Origin of the sequence: Methanothermobacter sp. EMTCatA1, from assembly GCF_002356395.1 — an archaeon.
GTDB classification, from domain to species: Archaea; Methanobacteriota; Methanobacteria; order Methanobacteriales; family Methanothermobacteraceae; genus Methanothermobacter; species Methanothermobacter thermautotrophicus.
Map to the genome: position 1 here is coordinate 1062383 of NZ_AP018336.1, position 23907 is coordinate 1086289.

Annotated in this window: 24 protein-coding genes and 1 pseudogene; 18 read left to right on the forward strand and 7 right to left on the reverse strand. The window is 51.1% G+C overall.

What is annotated here, in order from left to right; translation table 11 throughout:
• Positions 1–52 precede the first annotated feature (52 nt).
• On the forward strand, positions 53–268 hold the full coding sequence (locus tca_RS05630; protein ID WP_048175749.1) for a DUF1922 domain-containing protein: 216 nt from the start codon (positions 53–55) through the stop codon (positions 266–268).
• 10 nt (positions 269–278) lie between these two features.
• The gene (locus tca_RS05635) at positions 279–1868 is read left to right on the forward strand and encodes a GTPBP1 family GTP-binding protein (RefSeq protein WP_048175750.1); all 1590 of its coding nucleotides are present in this window, start codon (positions 279–281) and stop codon (positions 1866–1868) included.
• Between the two features lie 77 nt (positions 1869–1945).
• Here tca_RS05635 and tca_RS05640 read toward each other — a convergent pair whose 3' ends face one another.
• On the reverse strand, positions 1946–2782 hold the full coding sequence (locus tag tca_RS05640; RefSeq protein ID WP_048175751.1) for a TIGR00269 family protein: 837 nt from the start codon (positions 2780–2782) through the stop codon (positions 1946–1948).
• Between the two features lie 38 nt (positions 2783–2820).
• Between tca_RS05640 and tca_RS05645 the strand changes: the two genes are divergently transcribed.
• Positions 2821–3120: an MTH1187 family thiamine-binding protein gene (locus tca_RS05645; RefSeq protein ID WP_010876811.1), complete on the forward strand. Its 300-nt coding sequence runs from the start codon at positions 2821–2823 to the stop codon at positions 3118–3120.
• A gap of 236 nt (positions 3121–3356) precedes the next feature.
• On the opposite strand, the gene tca_RS05650 is transcribed toward tca_RS05645, so the two are convergent.
• Both tca_RS05650 and tca_RS05655 read right to left on the reverse strand, forming a co-directional pair.
• Positions 3357–4439 (reverse strand): DegT/DnrJ/EryC1/StrS aminotransferase family protein, encoded by a 1083-nt coding sequence (locus tca_RS05650; protein WP_286708670.1) that lies wholly within the window; start codon positions 4437–4439, stop codon positions 3357–3359.
• Positions 4440–4596: 157 nt separating this feature from the next.
• Positions 4597–5487, reverse strand: a complete 891-nt coding sequence (locus tca_RS05655; RefSeq protein WP_286708671.1) for a CPBP family intramembrane glutamic endopeptidase — start codon at positions 5485–5487, stop codon at positions 4597–4599.
• Positions 5488–5603: 116 nt separating this feature from the next.
• Between tca_RS05655 and tca_RS05660 the strand changes: the two genes are divergently transcribed.
• The gene (locus tag tca_RS05660; RefSeq protein WP_286708672.1) at positions 5604–6746 is read left to right on the forward strand and encodes a tRNA (guanine(10)-N(2))-dimethyltransferase; all 1143 of its coding nucleotides are present in this window, start codon (positions 5604–5606) and stop codon (positions 6744–6746) included.
• Positions 6747–6787: 41 nt separating this feature from the next.
• On the opposite strand, the gene tca_RS05665 is transcribed toward tca_RS05660, so the two are convergent.
• A complete protein-coding gene (locus tca_RS05665; protein WP_048175755.1) occupies positions 6788–7474 on the reverse strand; it encodes a hypothetical protein in 687 nt (228 codons plus the stop codon).
• 127 nt (positions 7475–7601) lie between these two features.
• On the opposite strand from tca_RS05665, the pseudogene tca_RS05670 reads away from it, so the two are divergent.
• From tca_RS05670 to cofG, 7 genes and pseudogenes are all read left to right on the forward strand, one after another.
• Positions 7602–8278 (forward strand): annotated as a pseudogene (locus tag tca_RS05670) (DUF4013 domain-containing protein).
• Positions 8279–8435: 157 nt separating this feature from the next.
• On the forward strand, positions 8436–8909 hold the full coding sequence (locus tca_RS05675) for an Lrp/AsnC family transcriptional regulator (RefSeq protein WP_048060987.1): 474 nt from the start codon (positions 8436–8438) through the stop codon (positions 8907–8909).
• A 35-nt stretch (positions 8910–8944) separates the two neighbouring features.
• Positions 8945–9940 carry a histone deacetylase family protein gene (locus tag tca_RS05680; RefSeq protein ID WP_286708673.1) on the forward strand — a complete coding sequence of 332 codons (996 nt, stop codon included), beginning with the start codon at positions 8945–8947 and terminating at the stop codon, positions 9938–9940.
• A gap of 12 nt (positions 9941–9952) precedes the next feature.
• On the forward strand, positions 9953–10621 hold the full coding sequence (locus tca_RS05685) for a DUF2100 domain-containing protein (protein ID WP_286708674.1): 669 nt from the start codon (positions 9953–9955) through the stop codon (positions 10619–10621).
• A gap of 225 nt (positions 10622–10846) precedes the next feature.
• Entirely contained in the window at positions 10847–11803 is a 957-nt protein-coding gene (gene mptA, locus tca_RS05690; RefSeq protein WP_048175758.1) for a GTP cyclohydrolase MptA, read from the forward strand.
• Positions 11804–11811: 8 nt separating this feature from the next.
• Positions 11812–12249 (forward strand): DUF2120 family protein, encoded by a 438-nt coding sequence (locus tca_RS05695; RefSeq protein WP_286708675.1) that lies wholly within the window; start codon positions 11812–11814, stop codon positions 12247–12249.
• A gap of 21 nt (positions 12250–12270) precedes the next feature.
• Complete coding sequence (gene cofG / locus tca_RS05700; protein WP_286708676.1) at positions 12271–13350, forward strand: 7,8-didemethyl-8-hydroxy-5-deazariboflavin synthase CofG; 1080 nt, start codon at positions 12271–12273, stop codon at positions 13348–13350.
• Positions 13351–13382: 32 nt separating this feature from the next.
• Here cofG and tca_RS05705 read toward each other — a convergent pair whose 3' ends face one another.
• Entirely contained in the window at positions 13383–13931 is a 549-nt protein-coding gene (locus tag tca_RS05705) for a DUF429 domain-containing protein (RefSeq protein ID WP_286708677.1), read from the reverse strand.
• A 169-nt stretch (positions 13932–14100) separates the two neighbouring features.
• On the reverse strand, positions 14101–14826 hold the full coding sequence (locus tca_RS05710) for a class I SAM-dependent methyltransferase family protein (RefSeq protein WP_286708678.1): 726 nt from the start codon (positions 14824–14826) through the stop codon (positions 14101–14103).
• A gap of 146 nt (positions 14827–14972) precedes the next feature.
• On the opposite strand from tca_RS05710, the gene tca_RS05715 reads away from it, so the two are divergent.
• From tca_RS05715 to comE, 7 genes are all read left to right on the forward strand, one after another.
• Positions 14973–16064 (forward strand): formate--phosphoribosylaminoimidazolecarboxamide ligase, encoded by a 1092-nt coding sequence (locus tag tca_RS05715; RefSeq protein ID WP_286708679.1) that lies wholly within the window; start codon positions 14973–14975, stop codon positions 16062–16064.
• Positions 16065–16302: 238 nt separating this feature from the next.
• Positions 16303–16935, forward strand: a complete 633-nt coding sequence (gene psmB, locus tca_RS05720) for an archaeal proteasome endopeptidase complex subunit beta (protein ID WP_048175764.1) — start codon at positions 16303–16305, stop codon at positions 16933–16935.
• A 69-nt stretch (positions 16936–17004) separates the two neighbouring features.
• On the forward strand, positions 17005–18915 hold the full coding sequence (locus tag tca_RS05725) for a beta-CASP ribonuclease aCPSF1 (RefSeq protein ID WP_010876827.1): 1911 nt from the start codon (positions 17005–17007) through the stop codon (positions 18913–18915).
• A 46-nt stretch (positions 18916–18961) separates the two neighbouring features.
• Positions 18962–19978: a phosphoribosylformylglycinamidine cyclo-ligase gene (gene purM, locus tca_RS05730; RefSeq protein WP_286708680.1), complete on the forward strand. Its 1017-nt coding sequence runs from the start codon at positions 18962–18964 to the stop codon at positions 19976–19978.
• A 10-nt stretch (positions 19979–19988) separates the two neighbouring features.
• Positions 19989–21014: an L-sulfolactate dehydrogenase gene (gene comC, locus tca_RS05735; protein ID WP_286708681.1), complete on the forward strand. Its 1026-nt coding sequence runs from the start codon at positions 19989–19991 to the stop codon at positions 21012–21014.
• Positions 21011–21508 carry a sulfopyruvate decarboxylase subunit alpha gene (comD, locus tag tca_RS05740; protein WP_286708682.1) on the forward strand — a complete coding sequence of 166 codons (498 nt, stop codon included), beginning with the start codon at positions 21011–21013 and terminating at the stop codon, positions 21506–21508. The genes comC and comD overlap by 4 nt, the downstream gene beginning before the upstream one ends.
• Before the next feature lies 1 nt (position 21509).
• Entirely contained in the window at positions 21510–22067 is a 558-nt protein-coding gene (gene comE / locus tca_RS05745) for a sulfopyruvate decarboxylase subunit beta (protein WP_286708683.1), read from the forward strand.
• Positions 22068–22091: 24 nt separating this feature from the next.
• Here the strand turns inward: comE and polB1 are convergent, their stop codons facing one another.
• On the reverse strand, positions 22092–23852 hold the full coding sequence (gene polB1, locus tca_RS05750) for a DNA polymerase PolB subunit 1 (RefSeq protein WP_286708684.1): 1761 nt from the start codon (positions 23850–23852) through the stop codon (positions 22092–22094).
• Between the last annotated feature and the right edge of the window lie 55 nt (positions 23853–23907).

Consider the following 23907-nt stretch of genomic DNA (forward strand, 5'->3'; position numbering starts at 1 on the left):
CATTAATTAATGACCCCCCATAAATGTAAACAAGAAGCTGCAGTGTGATAGGATGTACATAATATTCCGATGCGACTGTGGAAGGGCCCTCTACTCAAGGGAGGGTGCGAAGACCCGGAAATGCGTCTGCGGGAGAACCGTGAATGTCAAAGATAGGCGCATATTTGGAAGGGCCGATGACTTCGAGGAAGCATCAGAACTGGTAAGAAAACTGCAGGAAGAAAAATATGGCTCCTGCCATTTCGCAAATCCATCAAAAAGGGAATAGATTCAGAGATATGATAGAAGACCTCAGATCATTCACATCCCCTGGCGAGAGAAGGAACATAGAATTCAAGAAGGCCCTCTCAGCCAGGTATCACCTCAAGATGGACCGTAAGAAGGGCCTCATATCCCAGATGAAGTACCGTATGGAGCGGGGTAACGGTAGGGCAGTGTACCTGCTGGGTGTGGAGGACAGCGGTGAACCGGTCGGCCTCCCTGCTGATAAACTGGATGAGTCAGTTGAGGTCCTCAGAACCCTCAGCAGTGAGATAGGTGCTGTTGTGGAGGAGGTTAACCTCCATGAGGGTACAGAGGGCATGGTGGCGGAGGTCATAATCTCAAGGAAGACGAAGACAGCGAGGGAGCACCTCCTCGTGGGGGTCGCCGGCCACGTGGACCACGGTAAGAGCACACTCCTCGGGACCCTCACAACAGGCACACCTGATGATGGGAGCGGTAAGACCAGGATATTCCTTGATGTGCAGAAGCATGAAATAGAGAGGGGTCTATCGGCTGATCTATCCTTCGCCATCTACGGCTTCAGGAACGGCAGTGTTATGAGGCTCAAGAACCCCCTTGACAGGAAGGAGAAATCACGCCTCATGGACGAGGCCGACAGGGTCATATCCTTCGTTGACACCGTCGGCCATGAGCCCTGGCTTCGAACAACCATAAGGGGGATTGTGGGTCAGAGGCTCGACTACGGACTCCTCACAGTGGCAGCCGATGAGGGGCCTACACACATAACAAGGGAGCACCTCGGTATAATGATCGCAATGGAGCTCCCGGTAATCGTGGTCCTCACAAAGTGTGATATGGCCACAGATGAGAACAGGAGAAGTGTGAGGGAGAAGATATCTGAACTGCTTAAACTGGTTGGCAGGATCCCCTTCCATGTTAAGAGCCGGGACGCTGCAGCCGGGATAGCCGGTAAGATGAACCAGCACATAGTCCCCATAATCGAGACCTCCTCGGTTACAGGGGAGGGTCTTGAAATCCTTGATGAACTCTTCCTCAATCTCAGGGTCCGTCGCGATGTTAACGGGGATGAAGAGCCATTCCTCATGTACATAGACAAGATATACACCATCAGAGGCGTTGGTACCGTTGTCAGCGGGACAATCCAGCAGGGACTTGTCAGAAAGGGTGACACCCTCCTCCTGGGGCCCCTAAAGACAGGGAAATTCCGGGAGGTCACCGTCAAATCAATAGAGATGCACCACTACAGGATAGGCTGTGCAGAACCAGGCCACATCGTCGGCATATCCATATCCGGGGCCTCCCCTGACGAGATAGAGAGGGGTATGATACTGGCACACCCTGACTATGACCCCGAGGCTGTGAGGGAATTCGAGGCAGAGGTTGCCATACTGGTGCATCCGACAACCATAAAGGCTGGTTATGAGAGTGTGACCCACATTGAAACCATAGCCGAGACAACCGTTCTTGAGCCCCTTGACTCTGATTTCATGTCTGCAGGTGACAGGGGTAGGGTGAGGATGAGGTTCAAGTACAGGCCCCACCATGTGAGGGAGGGTCAGAAGATAATCTTCCGTGAGGGAAGGAGCAAGGGCATAGGTTCTGTGACAAGGATCCTGGGATAACGCCCCACGCGACACAGCAGAGTACCACACTGATAGAATAAATCAGAAAACACGCGGCACAATACCATGCGCTTTAATCAGCTTTTTATGAGTTCCAGGAACTCGCAGGCCTTACACTTATCCCCTGATGAAGGTTCCCCGCACCTCAGGCATTCCCTGAGGCCCTCGGTTTCACTGAGGGGCAGGAAGGTCCTGCTGAGTGATTCCATCACCCTTAACTTCACACCCTGCTCTTCTGATTCAAGATGGTTGAGGAAGTCCCTTATCCTTGACCTCATGGAGAGGTCAGAGTAGGGACAGGAGTCAAGGTGGACCTTCACATCATTGAGAACAGCCCACAGCCTCACATCACTCTCAGGCGTGCTCCAGAGGGGTTTTATGCGCGGCACCATTGCCCGGTGTATCCTCTGAAGTTCTGGACCGAATTTTGAGAATTTCCGCACATCACCCCTTGCGAGGCTCATGATGAAGGACTGGATCTCATCATCCATGTTGTGGCCCGTTGCAATCTTTGAGGCACCTATCTCACGTGCCGTCCTGTTGAGTATCCATCGCCTGAAGACACCGCAGGGTATGCAGGGGCTGCTGAATCTATCAGTTACCCTGTCCAGTTCAAAATTGAATTCGTCCCTGAATGACCTCTCTATGAGTTCGACTCCAAGGAGTTCTGCGTTCTCCCTTGCCACCATAACACCCTCACTGCGGTAGCCCCCTATCCCCTCGTCGACGGTTATGGCTGTGAGCTCAAAATCAAGGTCACTCCTGAGATCTGAGAGGGCGTGCAGTGTCAGTACACTGTCCTTTCCGCCTGAGAGTGCTACTGCAATATGTTCACCGGGTTTTATGAGTTCATGACCCTCTATAAGTCCCCTGATCCTTCCCATGATTCTGTGATTGAATTCCTGAACATCCATGAAACCCTATATATAAATGAGGGGACATATAATTAATCATGATTACCGCAGAACTCACCGTGATACCCCTGGGTACATGCAGCACCTCCCTCAGCAGCTATGTGGCAGCTGCCGTCGAAGCCCTCAAGAAGCTGAATGTGAGGTATGAGATCTCAGGAATGGGGACACTGCTTGAGGCTGAAGACCTTGATGAACTCATGGAGGCTGTCAAGGCCGCACATGAGGCAGTCCTCCAGGCGGGTTCAGATAGGGTCTACACAACCCTCAAGATCGATGATAGAAGGGATGCCGACAGGGGTTTAAGGGATAAGGTTGAATCTGTGAAGGAAAAGATTTAGGGCCCTGGACATATCACAGGTTCATAATTTTATATAAGGCCGATTGTGCCAGCATTGCTCCATCAAATGGTGCCCTTTCAGAGGTATCCAGCGCCCTAATCTGAGAACGGGAATTTCCTGGAAGCAAATCTTACCCATTCCAGGAGCTGATACTGACCTTGAATAAAAAATTTTTGTGTTTTACTCAATCCAGCCCACAGCGGCATGAAGGAATTAAAGCAGCTCAGGGCCACGGTTTACTCAAAGAATTCCCTGACCGTGTCTGCGACCGTCTCAAGCTCCTCACTGGTTAGGGCAGGGTGTACCGGTATTGAGAGGACCTCCGCTGCAGCCGCCTCACTCACCGGGCATCTGGCATCAAAGCCCATTCTCTGGTACAGTTCCTGCCTGTAGATTGGTCTGGGATAGTGGATGCCTGTACCCACACCCCTCTCATTGAGGAAGCCCATGAGTTCATCCCTTGAGCCCGGAACCCGCAGGGTGTACTGGTGAAAGACGTGCCTGACCCCCGCTGCAATGTGGGGTGTTGATACTCCCTCAAGGTCCTCCAGCTGGGATGTGAGGTAAGCTGCATTTTCAATTCGCCTGCTGTTGAACTCCTCGAGTTTTCCGAGCTGGGCTATCCCGATGGCGGCTGAGATGTCGGTCATGCGGAAGTTGTATCCCAGGTATGTGTGTCTGTAGCGTTCTGTCTCCCCATGGGCCCTGAGTATACGTGCCATCTCAGCTATCTCATCGTCATCAGTTGTTATGATTCCGCCCTCACCTGTTGTGATGTTCTTTGTGGGGTAGAAGCTGAAACAGGCGGCATCGCCCATGGAACCGACTTTCCTTCCATGGTACTCTGCTCCGTGGGCCTGTGCAGCATCCTCAATGACCAGGATGTCGTGGTCAGCTGCAAGGTCCATTATGGGGTCCATGTCTGCGGGCTGGCCATAGAGGTGGACCGGTATTATCGCCCTTGTGCTGGGTGTTATGAGTTCCTCTATCCTCTCAGGATCTATATTATATGTCAGGGGGTCTATATCTGCGAATACTGGTGTGGCTCCGACGTAGAGGGCTGCGTTTGCTGTTGCAGCGAAACTGAAGGGAGTTGTTATTACCTCATCCCCCTTTCCAACTCCAGCGGCGAGGAGGGCCAGATGAAGGGCTGTTGTCCCTGAACTCGTTGCAACTGCATGCTCTGTTCCTACATAGGCCGCAAATTTCTCCTCGAATTCAGCCACCCTGGGTCCCTGCGCGATAAAACCCGATTTAAGTACCTTTATGACTTCCTGAATTTCCTCTTCATCGATTATTGGAGTAGCAACCGGTATCATTTGAACACCCGAATGAAAGTTAACTGGTTTAACTATATCGTGCTGGCACTTAAAAATTGATGCCCGTCCCCCGTGCAGAAAAATCAATAAACCTGAGGTGGGAGAGATGCCGGCCTTTAATGTTCCCTGAAGGGATTTTGCCGGCTTTAACAGTGAATCACCGGAATATTCTGCCTAAATCCTGGTATCGGCCCCTGAAGAGTATTAGGACAAGGAGTGCTGAAGCCAGGAGGAGGGTCAGGGGAGCTGTGTAGGGGTCCGATGGGCTCACCATGAGGGATGGGAGGTTCCCCAGACCGGCGTCAGGGGAACTGTGTATGACGCTCACATAGAGATTGTTTGCAATGTGGACACCCATGGCCATCTCCACGCCATCATCTGCCAGCGTCACCAGTGCAAGCACAAGTCCTATGATGAAGGTGCTGACAGTTATTGAAAGGCTCATGCTAAGTGTCGCGCCGTTCCACCAGTGAAGGACCGAGAATATCGCTGAATTGATGATTATGAGCGGCACCGGCCTCTTTATGACAGACCAGATACCCTGCATCAGGTACCCCCTGAAGAATATCTCCTCAAAGGATGCCTGGACCGGGAAGGCCAGTATGGAGAGGATTAGCAGCCACCAGAACCCTGAACCAAAATTGAATCTGACCCCTGATGGGTCAGCAAGGACCGATACCAGATCAAGCACACCAACTATGAGGAACCATGTACCCGCCCCCCTCAGGATCCTCCGCCAGTCAAGGTATCCCCTCGAATTAACTGCAGATATGAAATCCCTCTGGTGAATGAACTTCAGTCCAACATAGAGGAAGAACATTGAAGCTGAAAACCCTATGGCCACCATTATGAGGAGAGTGGGGCCGCTGAAGGATGACAGGTCCCCCAGCGCCCCAGCACCACCCCTAAGTAGCAGGACGGCTGCGAGGATGACCCCCAGTATGAGGCCGGCTCCAACATTGGATGCCACGAAGCTCATAAATACGGTCATCACATATCTCCATGCATCATTCCTTCCCAGGTATACGTTGTTCAGAAAATTCTCCATCCATCACCAGCTCCGATACTTACCTGATGACCATGAGTCTTTTTAATAAATTACTGGTCATGTATCACACTAATCATCCGGCATTAATAAATATTTTGAAGTGGGAGTGTTGAATTATGATAACGGTAAATGAGGGTTCAGTCACCATAAGGGTCCCTGATTTCAGTAAGGTCTCGGCCAGGGCACCTGTATTCTACAACCCTGCCATGGAGTTCAACAGGGATGTGTCAGTGGTCGCGCTCCAGGTTTTCCAGAGACTCCTCGGTGGGGAGATTAGCGTTGCAGACACCTTCTCAGGAAGCGGTATAAGGGCCATAAGGTATCTGGTTGAGGTTGAAGGAGTCTCTGAGGCCTTTGCAAATGACATAAACCCGCTTGCAGTTGAATGCATAAAAAATAACTCAGCGATAAACTCGGTGTCCCCTGAGGTCAGCAGAGAGGATGCCAGCATCTTCCTCAGGAGTAACCATGGCCGCTTTGATGTTATAGACATCGACCCCTTCGGGACCCCTGCGCCCTTCATGGACTCTGCGGCGGCTTCTGCAAGGAACAATTCACTCCTTGCCGTTACAGCCACCGACACCTCAAGCCTCTGCGGCACCTACATAAAGCCCTGCCTGAGGAAGTACTCCTCAAGGCCCCTTAAAACAGAGTACTGCCATGAGACGGGACTGAGGATACTCGCAGGCTTCACAGCCATGAACCTTGCAAGGTACAGGAAGGCTGCCTCGGTACTCCTCTCCCACAGCAGCCAGCACTACATGAGGCTATACATCCACGTGAGGAGGGGTGCAAGAAGGGCCGATGAATCCATCAGGAATATCGGATTCATGCTTCACTGCTTCAGATGCCTTCACCATGAACACGTGAAGGGATTTGCGCCCCTGAAACGTGAGTGCCCCCACTGCGGTGCCGAAATGGAGGCGGCCGGCCCCCTCTGGGTCGGTGATATCCAGGACAGTAAATTCATCGGTGAGATGATAGGGGATGTTGAGAACAAGGAACTCAACACGGCCGGAGATGTCCTTAAACTTCTAAAGGGATGTCTTGATGAAGCAGGGATGCCCCCTGGATTCTATGATATCCATGAGGTCTGCAGCAAGCTTGGAAGGAGTGCACCACCCCTGAGGGATGTTATGGATGGTCTTGAGGCGGCCGGTTTCAGGGTTTCAAGGACCCATATAAGGCCGACGGGTATAAGGACCGACGCCGGTATAGGGGAGATTGAGGAGGTCCTGGCAGGACTCACCCCTGAATAGAAGTTGAGGGAGTTCAAGCAGGACTCACCCCAGGCTCTCGATCATTCATAGTTGAGCATGTTGTGGGTGTAGTAATACTGCAGTGACCTTGCATTCCTGATCTCAAAGTTCCTGTAGGGATTGTTGAGGTAGGGAAAGATCATTCCCTTCAGGCAGTAGAGGTATGCTCCAATGGGGCCATACTCATTCCTGGCAATTTTATAGTAGAGGGGGAATCCACAGCCCTGGTTTATGAATATCTCACCCTGCCTGACCGTGCCGTGGTATACGAGGGGTATGGGCCCCTCCTGACCGTGCTCAGCCGCCCTCTCCTTTATGTATGCAAGGGCCTCGTCCAGTGTTCCGAATTCCCTTCCATCCGAACGGTAGGTCCACTTATCGTCAGGTATACCGTATATTCCCTCCTGCCATACCTCTGTCCAGTTTATGCCCGGCGTGTACTGCTTCTTTTCAACGTAGGCGAGTTCAAGGATGTAAACGTCGCCCTCCATGTAGCAGCGATAATTGGAGCTTCCGCCGTAATGGACCACCAGGATGCACTTTGATCCCCTTTCACGGGCATAGTCTGCCAGTAGTTTTGAGTGTATATGACCCGGGTACATATCTGGATTTGCAATTTTAACGAATGCAAGCCTTCCCAGGGGCTCAAAGTCCCCCTGCGTCCCTGTAAAGTAAAGGTAACCCCCGGCGATTACCAGTAAAGCTATGATGAGTATCCCCTTCTTCATCAGTTCACCTGCTCGAGATATTATTAACTTTGTAGCGATTTATATCTTTCTCTAAACAGATTAGGCAGTTTTATATGTGACTATTTATATAGTTTTACCTGCGGGAATCCGCGGAGGTGTGAAAGATATGGATATAGGTGAAATTGTAAATGATGCCATAAGGTACCCCTCCAGTGACTGGAAGAAGGTCATAATACTGGGTGTCCTTATAATAGCCAGTATTCTAATTCTACCCGTCTTCCTGGTCATGGGGTACGGTTTCAGGGCGCTGAAGGCCTCAATAGCTGGCTTCGATGAACTGCCTGAATTCGATGAATGGGGAGAAATGTTCGTCGATGGGCTCAAGGTATTCGTTGTTCAGATAGCATACATGATAGTTCCACTGATAATTATATTCGCAGGTGTTCTTGGTTCCTTTACTATGGTTTCACCGGACACAGGTGTTATCACAAACCCCACAGCCTTCACAGGCCTCGTAGGAGGTACAACGATAATAGGCATAATACTCGCAATTATCCTTGGACTCATAGAGACAATAGCCATCGCACACATGGCCTACAATGACAGCGAACTCGGTGCAGCCTTCAGGTTCAGTGAGTACTTGACGTGATATCCCAGATCGGATGGCTGGACTACATAATCTGGTACATCGTTGTGGGTCTGATCTCAGCGGTGATGGCATTCATTGCAAGTTTCCTGAATGTGATACCGATTCTCGGTACCCTGATCGCGGTCCTCATAATATACCCCTACATCCAGCTCTTCTGGAACAGGGCCCTTGCGCTCAGATACGCCTACGAATAAAATTACCCTCCTTTTTTATTTTCCCATCTTCAGATAAACATTTATAAGGGAACATACCCTATCTTATAAAAGTTGATGACTTCTTCTAAACTTATATTCACTTAAAAAACTTTATAATATAACTTTCATAGGTATACATTGTTTAGTGGTGATTTGTATGGATGATGATCTGGTCAAAATCGATGATATTGACAGGAAGATAATAGACCTCCTGAATGAGGACGGACGCATGTCCTACAGGAACATATCAAGGATACTCGACGTTTCAGTGGGTACCGTCCACAACCGTGTTGAAAAACTTGTTAAAAAGGGGGTTATAAAGAAATTTGTGCCCATAATCGACCACTCCAAGCTCGGATACAAGCTGACAGCCATCATAGGTGTGAAGGTCAAGGGAGGGGTCCTGAGGAACTGGGAGACAAGGACCGCCTACCATAAGAACGTCCTGGCAGTGTATGACGTTACAGGAGAATTCGACGCCATACTCATAGGTAAGTTCCGGGACACCGGTGAACTTGACAGCTTCATAAAGGGCCTCCTCAGTGAGGGGGATGTGCAGAGGACATACACACAGACGGTCCTCAACATCGTCAAGGAGGATATGACCTCCACCAAGATGATCGGAGATTAAATTATTTATCCCCTGAATCAGAAAATGATAACCATATGGTTATCATCCACTCCCCATCCTATGACCTGCACAATCATGAGGGTCACGTTGAAAATAGTGGCAGGACCAGGGCCATCCTTAGGGCCATAGAATCCTCGGATCTCTCCCCAAGGTTCGTGGAACCCGGGATGGCTGGAATCGATGATATCCTCATGGTACACAGCAGTGCTCATGTGGAGTACCTTGAGGTCTTCGCAGGGAGGGGTGGCGGATGGCTTGACTATGACACCTACATGACCCCCGAGAGCTTCAGTGTCGCGAGGCTCTCAGCAGGGGGAGCCATGCTGGCTGCCGAGGAGGCCCTCAGCGATGGCTGGTCCTACTCACTTGGAAGGCCCCCGGGCCACCATGCCACCTATGACCGCTCCATGGGTTTCTGCATATTCAACAACATAGCCATAGCCATTGAGCATGCCCGCAGGAACCTCGGGGTCTCAAGGCCTCTGGTACTTGATTTCGACGTCCACCACGGGAACGGTACATCCAGCATATTCTACAGGGACAGGGATGTGATGTACATATCCATACACCAGGACCCACGGACCCTCTTCCCTGGAACCGGGTTCATTGATGAGACCGGCTCCGGTGAGGGGGAGGGCTTCAACCTCAACATCCCCATGCCCAGGGGCTCGGGTAACCGTGAGTACCTCTGGATACTCGGGATGATACTCCCGGCGGTCCTGGAAGGATTCCGACCGGATATGATCTTTGTATCGGCAGGCTTTGATGCCCACAGAAGGGATCCCCTTGCAGAGATCATGGTTGATGAGGAGTTCTTCTCATGGATCGGGTGGTTCATCCATCAGACAGGACTCCCCTGCGCCGCGGTTCTGGAGGGTGGCTATGACCCTGAGGCCCTTGGGAGATCAAACATCGCATTCATGAGGGGTCTTGATGGTGAGGAATACGAACCTGAAACAGCGGCGCCCGGGGGTGTCTCCGGAATATTCAGTCAGCTGAGTGACAGGTTTTCAGCATACTTCAACTTCTGAGAGGGTATTGAAATGGATAGGATCAGATTCGAACAGGCAGAGAAGCTTATAAGAAAGTCATGCATTAACCTCAAGAGGGAACAGGGATTCAGGGATGCCAGTGATGGTGTCATCGACACCGGGAAGCTTCAGGAGGCCATGATGGAACTCATCGATGCCGAGGAGTACCTTTACACAAGCCTCCCAACCCATGAACTTAGAGGTGAGGATGCTTCAGAGTTCTGCAGGAAGCTGATAGCCGCCAGGGAGGCCATTGACCATATACTCGCAGACTTCGGTGTCCTTGAAAGGCAGGACCCATCCGAGAGGATAAGGGAGGCTGCAAGGGGTAAACTCATAATTGTGAACAATTCCTCAGTCAAAAAACTCCTTGTGAAGGCGGGGGTAGAAGCTCAGAATATCCTGGTTGCAGGAGCACCCCTCTCAGTTGATGATATGAAGGAGATAAACCCAAAAATCCCTGAAAGTGCCCTCAGGGGTATAGAGAAGAAGATAGAGCACCTCCGGAACGACATTGAGAGGAAGCTTGATGCCCTGGAGGATGTTCTGGTTGTGGGCGAACCCGATAAGAGTACAGTTCTGCTTGCAGCAAGGGCGGAAGAACTCTATGGTGCCGATTCAAGGTTAATGGAGAACATAAAGGATCTGAACTCTGAGGATATTCTGGAGTTACTCTCCTGATTCCTGATTTTCCATCTACTGCAGTGGTCTGAACTATCAACTGAATTTTCTGCATCCAACCACTAATGAACTGTTATGAGATATCCCTCATCACTGATTTTCCCTGCACTAACTTGAAGGACAGCCAACTGATCAAATCGGTAATACTTCACCGGACAAGTATATAAGCAAAGTTCTCATACTATAGTTAAAACCTAGGTAACCATTACTCATGGGGTGTAAAATTTGGGTTTAGTTTGTTTTCCAGATACACAGGACAAGATTCCTAGCATCCCCGTCCACCTCACAAGGGTGGGTGTTACAGGTGTTAAGAAGCTTCTGAAGATAGAGCGGGAGGGCAGAAGGCCCATAATCCTGCTTCCAACATTTGATGCCTTCGTGGATCTTCCGAGCAAACAGAGGGGGATCCACATGTCAAGGAACCCCGAGGCCATAAGTGACGTCCTCGAGGAGGTTGTTGAGAACAACGCACTTGAACTCGAATCCCTCTGCGCAGAGATAGTTAATGAACTCCTCAAGAAGCACAGGTACGCCCGGAGGGCCGAGGTAAGCATGAACAGCGACTTCATGTTCATGAAAAGGTCGCCGGTGACCCGGAGGAAGAGTCAGGAGATGACAAAGATAATGGCAGACGCCATCGGTTACCGGGACGATGATGGGATAGTCATACGGAAGATGATAGGGGCAGAGGTTGTGGGTATGACCGTGTGTCCCTGTGCACAGGAATCTGTCAGGGAAGCCTCACGCCAGAAGCTCCTTGAATTTCTTGACGATGAGACCGTCGAGAGAGTCCTTGACTGTGTATCCTTCGCCTCCCACAACCAGAGGGGGCGTGGCATGATAATGATAGAGGTCCCTGAGGACCAGACCATAAGGGCTGAGAAGCTCATAGACATCATAGAGAGCTCCATGAGTTCACCTGTCTATGAACTCCTCAAGAGACCCGACGAGAACGCGGTGGTGATGAGTGCCCATGAAAATCCCATGTTCGTTGAGGACTGTGTCCGTAACATGGTCCACAGGATAGTCAGTGAGTACCCCCACCTGCCGGATGACACCATCGTTACCGTAAGGCAGATAAACGAGGAGAGCATACACAGACACAACGCCTTCGCAGAGAAGGTTGCGACCATGGGAGAACTCAGATACGAGATAGAAGAACTTAACGGTGCCGGGAGTTGATATGATTGATGAAACTGCACAGGATAGCCGGAGAAATCATGGGTTTCTTTGAAGCATTTGAGGGTTCCAGACCCGCACTTGACTCCCGGGAAATTCTCATAGTGAGGGGAATGTCCAGGAAGAGGATGAATGCGGAGGACATGTCCCGGGAACTTGATAGTTTGATTGAACACCTTGGAGCCGCGGAACTGGATTTACTCTCAGAGGAGGGCGCTGCCCTCATAGGTGTTATGGATGAACAGATAAGGTCATGTGTGGAGGTTGGAACCGAAACCGATATAGGAGGAATACACCGTCTGAAGGAATCCCTTGAGGATATGAACTTCAGTGTTGACTACCGCCTCTGCATGGCCGACGAGACAGGCCTCTTTGTTGTTCTCTACAGGGACCGGAGCGGAGTCGGACCCTGCTTTGTTGAGGCTGTTGTCTCTGACCTATCTGAATAATCTAATTTTAACGGTGCTCCCATGCTCCACTCAAAGGACGAAGTACTCGAAGTCCTCCTCATGAAGGGACCTGATATACTGGACCTCATGAAGAGGGCCTGTGAACCTGGAACCGTGACCTACTCAAGGAACATATTCATACCCCTCACAAGGGCCTGCCGGAACCGCTGCGGATACTGCACCTTCAGGTCGGACACCCCTGAGCCCCCCCTGCTTGAACCTGAAGACGTTATGGGTGAGGTGAGGAGAGCCCTCTCCCTCGGCTGTACCGAGGCCCTCTTCACCTTCGGTGAGGATGCCCATGAATTCCCGGGGGTTCGGGACAAGCTTGAATCCCTTGGCTTTGGAGATATGACTGATTACACATATCACCTCTGTGAGCTGACCCTTGATGCTGGACTCCTTCCACACACCAATATGGGTGTGATAGGCTACCGCGAACTGAGGATGCTGAAGGAGGTAAACGCATCCATGGGCCTCATGCTCGAATCAGCGAGTCCCAGGCTCATGGAAACAGAGGCCCACCGTGAAAGCCCTGGTAAGGACCCCAGATTGAGGATAAAGATGATAGAGGACGCTGGGAGACTCAGGATACCCTTCACCACCGGCTTGCTCATAGGTATAGGTGAAACCCTCGAGGAGAGGGCCGAGTCCCTCCTTGAGCTTAGGCGGATACAGGACAGGTACGGGCATATACAGGAGATAATAATCCAGAACTTCCGCTCAAAACCTGGAATCCCCATGGAGAACCAGAAGGAACCCTCCCTCCTTGAAATGGTGAAGATGGTTGCGGCTGCAAAGATAATGTTCCCTGATGTGAGCATACAGGTCCCTCCGAACCTGAACAGGGAAACCGGTGAGGTATTCCTCCTGGCCGGTGCAGATGACTGGGGTGGTGTATCACCCATCAGCCGGGACTATGTGAATCCCGAGGCACCATGGCCAGAGATAGATGAACTTAAAAGGATCACCGAATCTGCTGGATTTGCTCTTGAGGAGAGGCTCCCTGTATACAGAAAATTCATGTCCAGGGAGTTTCTGAGCCCCCGTGTGATGGAACGGATAGAAGAGCTTTATCCCCGGTTCATCGAGACTCTGTGAGTCCCGGCCACTGGCTACCATGACACTGAATCCTACAATTCCACGCCAGGGGATGGTAGAACTATTGTGCCCTCCACCGGATCTCCAAGTTCAATGAAGTCTCCGCTGCAGTAGAGGATGGCGACTGCTCCGGCTATGAGGGCGTCCCTCTGGTGTACACTCATCTCCAGATCTTCAATTCCCAGTTTTCTCTTCATCCATCCCGAGAGACCTGCCACTGAATCTGCAGTTCTCGGGTGGGTTTCAATTACCTTCACCCCCATGGATCCCAGTGTCTCTGCCATCTTCATGCCCCTCATGGTGAGCTCCCTCATACCCCGCCATGTGAGGGGAAGGACGGAGCCATACCGCCTCAGCTCCAGGTCGGCCCTTCTGAAGTGGCCATGTCTGCTGCAGCTGCAGTCATGTTCAAGGCAGCAGCGCCCGGCCGGGAGGGATAGGGGTGCGTCGACTGCCACCACATCTGCAGACTTAACTGCATCTATTATCTCCCGGAGGGAGAAGGCACTCAATAGTTCATAGCTGTCGCCCTCCAGGATAAAAATACCGCTTTCCCTTCCATCCGCTGCCGCCGGATCCACACCCGCAACCTTAGGTACCAGAATATCACCTTCTAAATCTATGAATAGCCCCAGCGGTTACATACCATGAAGTTATCTCTATGAATGCTTTAAACCCATTTTTTTATTCATATACGATGCATTCTATTTACTCCACCTGTATCATGACACCCTCAGTTCCTGCCTGCAGCTAGTGTATCCTGACATCCAGCACGACATGCCAGACCCCGGGGGAGTACTTCTTTATAACGCGCTTATCAAGCAGTGAGACCCTCCTTGGATGCGCCGCCCTCTCAATCCGCCTGAGGGGTCTTGAGAATCTTATGGCCTCCGGTGCGGTTTCATGGTAATGTATAACGCCTCCATCCCTGACACACTCCATTGCGGCGTCAAGGAAGTGGTGTGTCCTTCCAACGTAACCCATTATAACCCTGTCAGCATCAAGTTCCGGGGCTACCTCACGGCAGTCCCCCATGATGGGTTCTATTATCCCTTCAACCCTGTTGAGGGTTATGTTGGATTTGAGGAGTTCAAATGAGTCCGGGTTTAACTCCACTGAGTAAACACTGCCTGGATCTGAATGGACAGCCACCGGTATGGAGAAGTACCCTATACCCGCGAACATGTCGACAACGGTCTCACCCTCCTCCACAAGTGACGGTATCCGGGCCCTCTCGTTTATGTTACCCCGTGACCACATGACCCTTGAGAGGTCTATCCTGAAGAGGCAGCCGTTCTCTTTGTGAACCGTTTCTGTGCCGCTGCCTGCAAGTACCCTGACCCTCGGCCTCCTGAGGGGACCATGTATACCCTCCACCTGGATTACACTCCTGACCCCCTCCATCTCAAGTAAAGCCTCTGGATCATCCGCTTCCCTGTTGAGGACTATAATATCTCCTATCCTTGCCCATTTCATGGTTTTCACTGTTTAGGGGAGTGTTTAAAAAAATAAATCCATAAGTGTTCTTTTTTCCTCCAAGTATTTAATGGCTTCTACGGAAGACAAAAAAGATAATTATCATGAAATTAAACCACTTATATATAAATCCAAGGGGTTTTTTTATGAGTAAGGTAAACCGTGATGAGATACTCGACATCCTTGAAGGATACAGCAGGGAAGATATAACAGTAGCAACCCTGGGCAGCCACACATCACTGCACATACTGAACGGTGCAAAGCAGGAGGGCTTCAAGACCGCAGTTGTCTGTGAGAAGGGTCGTGAAGTTCCATATCAGCGGTTCAGAGTTGCAGATGAATTCATAATGGTTGATAAATTCAGTGATATAGTGAATGATGATGTTCAGGACGAACTGAGGTCAATGAACAGCATAATAGTCCCTCACGGCTCCTTTGTGGCCTATGCAGGTCTTGATCATATTGAAAACGACTTCTATGTCCCCATGTTCGGTAACAGGGATATACTGAGATGGGAATCCGAACGTGACCTTGAGAGGAAGCTCATGGAGGAGGCAGGTATAAGGATACCCTTCAAGTACACTGACCCTGAGGAAATAGACAGGACAGTCATGGTCAAGTTCCCTGGTGCCAGGGGTGGTCGTGGATACTTCGTGGCTTCAAGTACAGAGGAGTTCAATGAAAAGATCGACTCCATGCTGGAGAGGGGCTGGATAACTGAGGACGATGTTAAAGATGCCCACATAGAGGAATACGTAGCAGGTACCAACTTCTGCATCCACTACTTCTACTCAATCATGAACGATGAGGTCGAACTAATGGGGATGGACAGCAGATTTGAGTCAAACATCGACGGCCTCGTAAGGATACCTGCAAGGGACCAGCTTGACATAAACCTTGACCCCTCCTACGTGATAACCGGTAACCACCCGGTTGCCATGAGGGAATCCCTTCTCCCACAGGTCTTTGACATAGGAGACCGGATGGTGGAAGCAGCAAACAAGATTGTTCCGCCTGGCATGAACGGCCCCTTCTGTCTCCAGACCATGTGCACAGATAACCTTGAGATTGTGACATTTGAGATGAGCGCACGTACAGATGGGGGTACAAACACCTTCATGCACGGTTCAACCTACAGTTACCTCCTCCACGGTGAGGGCATGAGCATGGGCCGTCGCGTTGCAAGGGAGATCATGGTGGCCGCAGAGCAGGACCGCCTTCCAGAGATCATAACCTGATACTCCCACCCTTATTCCTTTTTAATGACAGGATAACCTGTGTCCAACCCCTCAGGGAGCCCTATCTATTATAAAAAAATCGCAAAGTTTAATAAGGACCTCCTGTTATATATTGGTACAGAACTTTTATGTCCATGGGGACAGCCCTTTGCAGGGTTAAATGAAAACCCTTTATATACCATAAAAACACAATGGGATCTAGGACTGGTTTTTTATTATTTTTATTAGAGGTGTATCTATGAACGATAAAAACACGCTGAAAGGCACCACAACTGTTGGCATAACATGCAAGGATGGAGTTGTTTTTGCCACAGAGAGAAGGGCCAGTATGGGCAACCTCATAGCCCATAAGGCTACAGACAAGATTTTTAAAATAGATGAACACATAGCCGCGACCATCGCAGGTTCAGTGGCGGATGCTCAGAGCCTCATGAAGTACCTCAAGGCTGAGGCTGCACTTTACCGCATGAGAAACTCAGAAAAAATAAGCATAGAGGCCGCCGCTGCACTTGCAGCTAATATATTACACTCATCACGTTTCTATCCATTCATAGTACAGACACTCCTTGGAGGCGTCGACGAGAACGGTGCAAAGATCTACTCCCTTGACCCGTCAGGGGGGATGATACCAGACAAGTTCGTCTCAACGGGTTCCGGTTCACCGGTTGCCTACGGTGTCCTTGAGGACAGATACAGTGATGAACTGTACGTGGACGAGGCAGTGGACGTGGCCATAAGGGCCGTAAAATCCGCCATGGAGAGGGACACCTACTCAGGTAACGGAATCCTTGTGGCGACCGTCACAGAGGAGGAAGGTTTCAGGATGCTTAGTGAAGAGGAAATCCAGAAAAGGATTGAAAACCTCAACTGATTTTTCTCCTATTTTTAATTGCAGTAAACACCTGTTTACTGATACTCCCTGTTTTTTAGAAGTGATCTTATGGTTTCAGAGATGCTTGAAGAAATCAAAAGGACAATAATGCAGAGACTTCCCGAGAGGGTCCAGGTTGCGAAGGTGGAATTCGAGGGGCCCGAGGTGGTAATATACACCAAGAACCCGGAGATAATAACCGAGAACGGCAACCTCATAAGGGACATTGCAAAGGATATCCGGAAGAGGATAATTATAAGATCCGACAGGTCCGTCCTCATGGACCCTGAGAAGGCCATAAGGAAGATACATGAGATAGTGCCCGAGGAGGCCAAGATAACCAACATATCCTTTGATGATGTCACCTGTGAGGTGATAATTGAGGCCCGGAAACCAGGACTTGTGATAGGCAAGTACGGATCCACGTCAAGGGAAATAGTCAAGAACACTGGCTGGGCACCCAAGATACTGAGAACACCACCAATATCCTCTGAGATAATAGAAAGAATACGTAGAACACTGAGGAAGAACAGCAAGGAAAGAAAGAAGATTCTGCAGCAACTTGGGAACCGGATACATCAGAAGCCAAAGTATGACAATGACTGGGCAAGGCTCACCGCCATGGGTGGTTTCAGGGAGGTTGGAAGGTCCTGCCTCTACCTTCAAACCCCCAACAGCAGGGTCCTCCTGGACTGTGGTGTCAACGTTGCGGGTGGAGATGATAAGAACTCCTATCCCTACCTCAATGTCCCTGAATTCACCCTTGACAGCCTTGACGCAGTCATAATCACCCATGCACACCTTGACCACTCAGGTTTCCTCCCATACCTCTACCACTACGGCTACGATGGGCCCGTCTACTGCACGGCACCAACAAGGGACCTCATGACGCTCCTGCAGCTGGACCACATCGACATTGCCCACAGGGAGGATGAACCCCTCCCATTCAATGTGAAGCACGTTAAGAAGAGCGTGAAGCACACGATAACCCTCGACTATGGTGAGGTGACAGACATAGCCCCTGATATAAGGCTGACACTCCACAACGCGGGTCACATCCTGGGGTCTGCCATGGCACACCTCCACATAGGGGACGGGCAGCACAACATGGTCTACACAGGGGACTTCAAGTATGAGCAGAGCAGACTCCTGGAGGCTGCAGCAAACAGGTTCCCCCGGATTGAAACCCTCGTGATGGAGAGCACCTACGGGGGCCATGAGGATGTCCAGCCATCAAGGAACCGTGCAGAGAAGGAACTCGTTAAGACCATCTACTCAACCCTCAGGAGGGGTGGTAAGATACTGATACCGGTCTTCGCTGTTGGAAGGGCCCAGGAACTCATGATAGTCCTTGAGGAGTACATAAGGACGGGCATAATCGACGAGGTACCTGTCTACATTGATGGTATGATCTGGGAGGCCAATGCAATCCACACTGCAAGGCCAGAGTACCTCAGCAAGGACCTGAGGGACCAGATATTCCACATGGGCCACAATCCCTTCATCTCAGACATCTTCCACAAGGTGAACGGTATGGATGAGCGGAGGGAGATAGTTGAGGGCGAACCATCCATAATCCTCTCAACTTCAGGTATGCTGACCGGTGGTAACTCACTGGAGTACTTCAAGTGGCTATGTGAGGACCCTGACAATTCCCTTGTATTTGTCGGTTACCAGGCCGAGGGGTCCCTTGGTAGAAGGATCCAGAAGGGCTGGAAGGAGATCCCCCTCAAGGATGAGGATGATAAGATGAGGGTCTACAATGTCAGGATGAACATAAAGACCATTGAGGGTTTCAGCGGTCACTCAGACAGGAGGCAGCTCATGGAATACGTCAAGAGGATATCACCGAAACCCGAGAAGATACTCCTGTGTCACGGAGACAACTACAAGACCCTTGACCTGGCATCAAGTATCTACAGGACATACCGGATAGAGACCAAGACCCCCCTGAACCTGGAAACCGTGCGTATCCAGTGAGGCTAACTATTTAGATAACCTTAAACTATTCTTTAGTGGTGATTTAATGGTAACCTATTCAGAATCTGGAGTGGATATAGACCTGGAGGAGCTCACCGTTTCCAGCTTAACTTCCAGGTTGAGTGACACCCTTAAGTACTGTGACGTTATCACCGGAGCCGGGCACTTCGCGGCCCTGGTGAGGATGGGTGATGTGGCCATCGCCATGAGCACCGATGGTGTCGGGAGCAAGATCCTTGTGGCGGAGATGATGGACCGTTACGATACCGTGGGTATAGACTGCATTGCAATGGTGGTCAATGACATCCTCTGCGTGGGTGCAAGGCCGGCTGCCCTGGTTGACTACCTTGCAGTCGAACGTCCGGACCCTGAAGTGGCCGGGGAGATAGGAAAGGGACTTGCAATGGGTGCTGAAATGGCAAGGGTTGCCATAATAGGTGGGGAGACAGCGTCCCTTCCCGGCATAATCCGGAACCTTGACCTGGCAGCCACGGGGATCGGCTTTGTTGATGTGGACAGGATCATAACCGGGGAGGATGTGTCCCCCGGCGACACTGTTATAGGACTTGAGAGCAGCGGGATACACAGCAATGGCCTCAGCCTCGCGCGCAGGGTATTCTTTGATGAACTTGAACTTTCCCCGGAGGATGAGATGCCCGGATCCAGCAGCAGCGTTGGGGACGAACTCCTCAGACCCACCAGGATATACGTGGAGCCCATCATGGAACTGATTGAATCAGATGTTGATGTCCATGGACTGGCCCACATAACCGGGGGAGGTTTTGGCAACCTCAAGAGACTGAGAAAGGATGTCGGGTACCGCCTGGATTCCCTCCCAGAACCACAGCAGATATTTAGAGTTATCCACGAGGCAGGCGTTGACATAAGGGAGATGTACAGGGTCTTCAACATGGGAGTGGGTTTCTGTGCAGTTGTAGCTCCGGATGACGTGGATGAAGCCCTCAGCATACTCGGAGACAGGGCCCACCCCATCGGGGAGGTTACAGATAGGGGATCAGAGGTTGAACTCGAAGCCTGCACCGGTGAAACCATAAAACTTTAGGAGGACTTTTATGAGGATAAGCCCTGAAGAGGAAGTTAAAATCATAAAGGAAATACTCACCGCCATGAATGTTCCGGAGGAGAGCTCAGATATAGTTGCGGACGTCACACTGGACGCTGACCTGAAGGGATTCAGCTCACATGGAATCGGCAGGTTCCCCCAGTACGTTGATGGGTTGAGGCATGGAACAATAAGGGCAGATGGTGACATAACCATTGAGCGGGAAACCGAGTCAACTGCCCTCATAAATGGTAACCACATATTCGGACACGTTGTTGCCTACAGGGCCATGGAGCTTGCCATTGAGAAGGCCAGGAATACGGGTGTTGGCCTTGTCGGTGTCCATGACTCCAACCATTTCGGGGTCGCCGGCTACTACTCTGATATGGCCGTCATGAATGACATGATAGGTGTTGTTATAGCAAACACCGAGCCGGCCGTCGCACCCATCGGGGGCAGGAAACCCATCCTTGGAACAAACCCTGTGGCCATTGGCATCCCATCAAACAGGTACTACGTCTCCGTGGACATGGCAACCTCTGCATCGGCCAGGGGAAAACTCCTGGAGGCCGCCAGGAAGGGCGAGAGCATACCTGAAAATGTGGCCCTGGATGCAGAGGGTAAACCCACCACCGACCCTGAAATGGCCCTTAAGGGCTCCATCCTCCCCTTCGGTGGACACAAGGGATACGCCCTCTCATTCATGATAGAGATACTTGCAGGGCCCCTCGTTGGTGCTGCCTTCGGAACCGCTGTCACCGGAACAGCGAACCCTGAGGAGATGTGCACCAAGGGAGACCTCATGATGGCCATCGACCCATCAAAGATGGTTGACCCCGATGAGTTCAGGGCCCAGGTTGATGAATTCATTGAGGAGGTTAAATCAAGCGGTGACGTCCTCATACCCGGGGACATTGAGAGCATGAACATAAAGAGAAGGCGTGCTGAGGGTATCGAACTGGATGAAAAGCTCCTTGAGAGGATTCTTGGAATAGCCAGAGAACTTGATATAAATCTCGAAATTAGGGAGTTATGAAAGTGGATAGCAGCGAAGCTGTTTACGCGGGTATGAAGGATGCAGGGATAGACTTCGCCGTCAGCGTCCCCTGTGTGAATCTCAGGACGGTCCTTGAAATGGTGGATGCCGACCCTGCCATCATGCACGTACCGGTTACCCGGGAGGAGGAGGGCTTCGGTGTTGCAGCCGGGGCCCACATGGCTGGAAAGACAACCGCCATACTGATGCAGAACTCAGGCCTCGGTAACTCAGTGAACGTCCTGGCCTCCCTCTACAGCCTCTACCATATCCCCATAACCATAATTGTAAGTCACCGGGGCACCGAGGGAGAGTTCATGGAGGCCCAGGTGCCCATGGGAAGGGCCACCGGGGATATATTGAGGATCCTTGAAATACCCTTCAGGACCCCCAGAAGTCCTGCTGAGGCCAGGGAATCCATAGGAGAACTTACAGATATCTCCCTGAGGACTGGTAAGGCCGTGGCAGTCCTGCTGGATGTATCCTACTGGTGATATGATGCTTGAGAGAATTGAAGCCATAGAAAGGATAACGGGTGTCCTTGAGGATGAGCTCGTCATATGTAACCTTGGGTTTCCTTCAAGGGAGCTCTACAGTATCAGGGACTCGTCAAGGCACTTCTACATGCTTGGATCCATGGGGATGGCATCTTCCATCGGGCTCGGACTCGCGCTTTCACAGGAGCGGAGGGTGGTTGTCCTGGACGGTGACGGTTCCATCCTCATGAACCTTGGAGGCCTGGTCACTGCAGCTGCACAGTCCCCTGGGAACCTCATCATAGTCCTCCTCGACAACAGGTGCTACGCGACAACCGGCTCACAGTGCACCTACGCCGATGTGATAGACCTTGGGGCCGTTGCAGAGTCCATGGGCTTCAATGTGATCAGGTTCGCTGATGACCTGGACTTTGAACAGGCACTGGCGATGGATGGTCCTGTTTTTGCCCATGTCCCTGTGAAGCCCGGGAACGCCGATGTCCCTGTCATCGATCTTGATGCAGAGGAGATAATAGAACGCTTCATTAAGGAGGTCCGGGGAGCCACTGAGGATTGAAACATGTACCCTGATTTTAATTAGCTATCCCCTGTAGGTTGCATAGAAACCATCGGTGTCGGCATAGACCGTGTGGAACCCAAATTCCTCTGCAGTTCTTATTGTTTTCTTGATATAGTCCCTGCCCCATGCGGTTATGGCCTCGGCGCACTCCATTGAGTACCAGCGGAACCTTGAGTACCCGTATACACCGTACATGGTGTTTGCAAGTCTCTTGAGGGCCTCCTGCTGCACATTGAGTATCTTCCTCTCCATGGGATCATCTGATCCCTTCATCTCCTCCTTGATCCTCACCCTCTCTGAGAGTATTTCGCCTATAACCGAGGGTACGAATCCCCTGGGACTTTTGCGGAACCTGTAACCGTATTCAGGTGCCACGTAGCATTCAGATTCCTCGTCATCTGTCAGGGTGTCTGGTGAGATGTTCTTTGAGATTATTATGCTTGGGTAGAGGCTCCTGAAGTCAAACTGGACTATGTTCTCGTGGAGACCCTTCTCTGGTTCCTTGACGTATCCGCCGACCGCCCTGCGACCCCTCCTCCTGGAGAAGTCTGACTGGGATGGCTTGTTTGGTACCAGTTCCCCGTACTGGTATGCCTTGCGGACAAGGAACCATTCCGCCTGCTGACCTGTTGCCATGCGGGAGATGTCGAATAGTGGCTGGCCCACCAGCCGTGTGAGCTCCAGGTTGAGGGGGAGTATCTTCTCTGCTATCCTGTGGGTTGCAACAACATCATCCAGGGAGTACCTGAAGAGTTCATCCCTCAGCTCATCCCGGTCCCAGTACTCCCAGAGCCTGTCACCGGGGAGGTCGATCTTCTCCTCGCCGAAGAGTTCCTGGTAGACCCTCTCCAGGGTGTACCTGTCAAGGTTCATGTACCGCCTCATGACCGGGTAGAGGTCCACGTGCACCGTTCCCTTTATAGCTGTGGCGTTTGCAAAGCCCCTCCTCATGGTCCTGATCTTTGAACCATCCCAGCCGAGGTCGAGTTCCGCGCCCAGGATAGCCGCCCTCCTTGTTATGTAGGGGAAGTCAAAGTTGTCTGAATTGTATCCCACCAGTATGTCCGGTTTCTTATCAATTACGATCTCTGCGAATCTCTCAAGGAGTTCCCTTTCATCCTCAACCACCTCAACAAAGTCAAGGTGGTCGCCGGTCGTTGATATGACAGATTCGTAGCCCATGTTACCGGCGACACCAATCATCACTATCTCGTCCTTTTCAGGGTCAGGCATGCCATGGGGGTTCCTCACCTCGATGTCAAAGCTCAGGATGTCGAGTCCATGTGCCCCTGAACCTGTGCTCTGGACCCTGCCGGTTACCTCCACCGTCCTGACATCTGTTGTCACCGATGGTGCTGAGTCCACCTCAACACCCTGGAACTCCAGCTCCTCCATGGGTACTATGGATTTATCTATGAGGTAGCGCCTGTAGAATGGGATGTCATGTTCCCTTATATCCCTGACAGATTCCAGGTTCCTTATCCTGTCCCTGATCTTCGGCACGTCCTGAGGGTGTTTGAATTCTATTCTGATGACCTCTGTGGGCCTTCCAAGGTCCCTCATCTCTTTGACTTCAAGTTTCTCCAGTTCCAGTTCCTCAAGCTCCCTGAGGCATTCGTCGAGGTCAGTGGGGATTGCGTATATGTAGGGTCTGAATGAGCGGTCATGGGCTATAATGGGCTCATTTCCGCCGCTTTTATCCTTACCGAAAAGTCTGATAACCGGGACCTCATCGACGGTCACGTAGTCTATGTCGAGGAGGACCATTCTGTAATCTTCCATGTACCTATTCTGTTATGTGAGATTAATAAAGTGTTCCCGCTGCGTTTATCTCTGG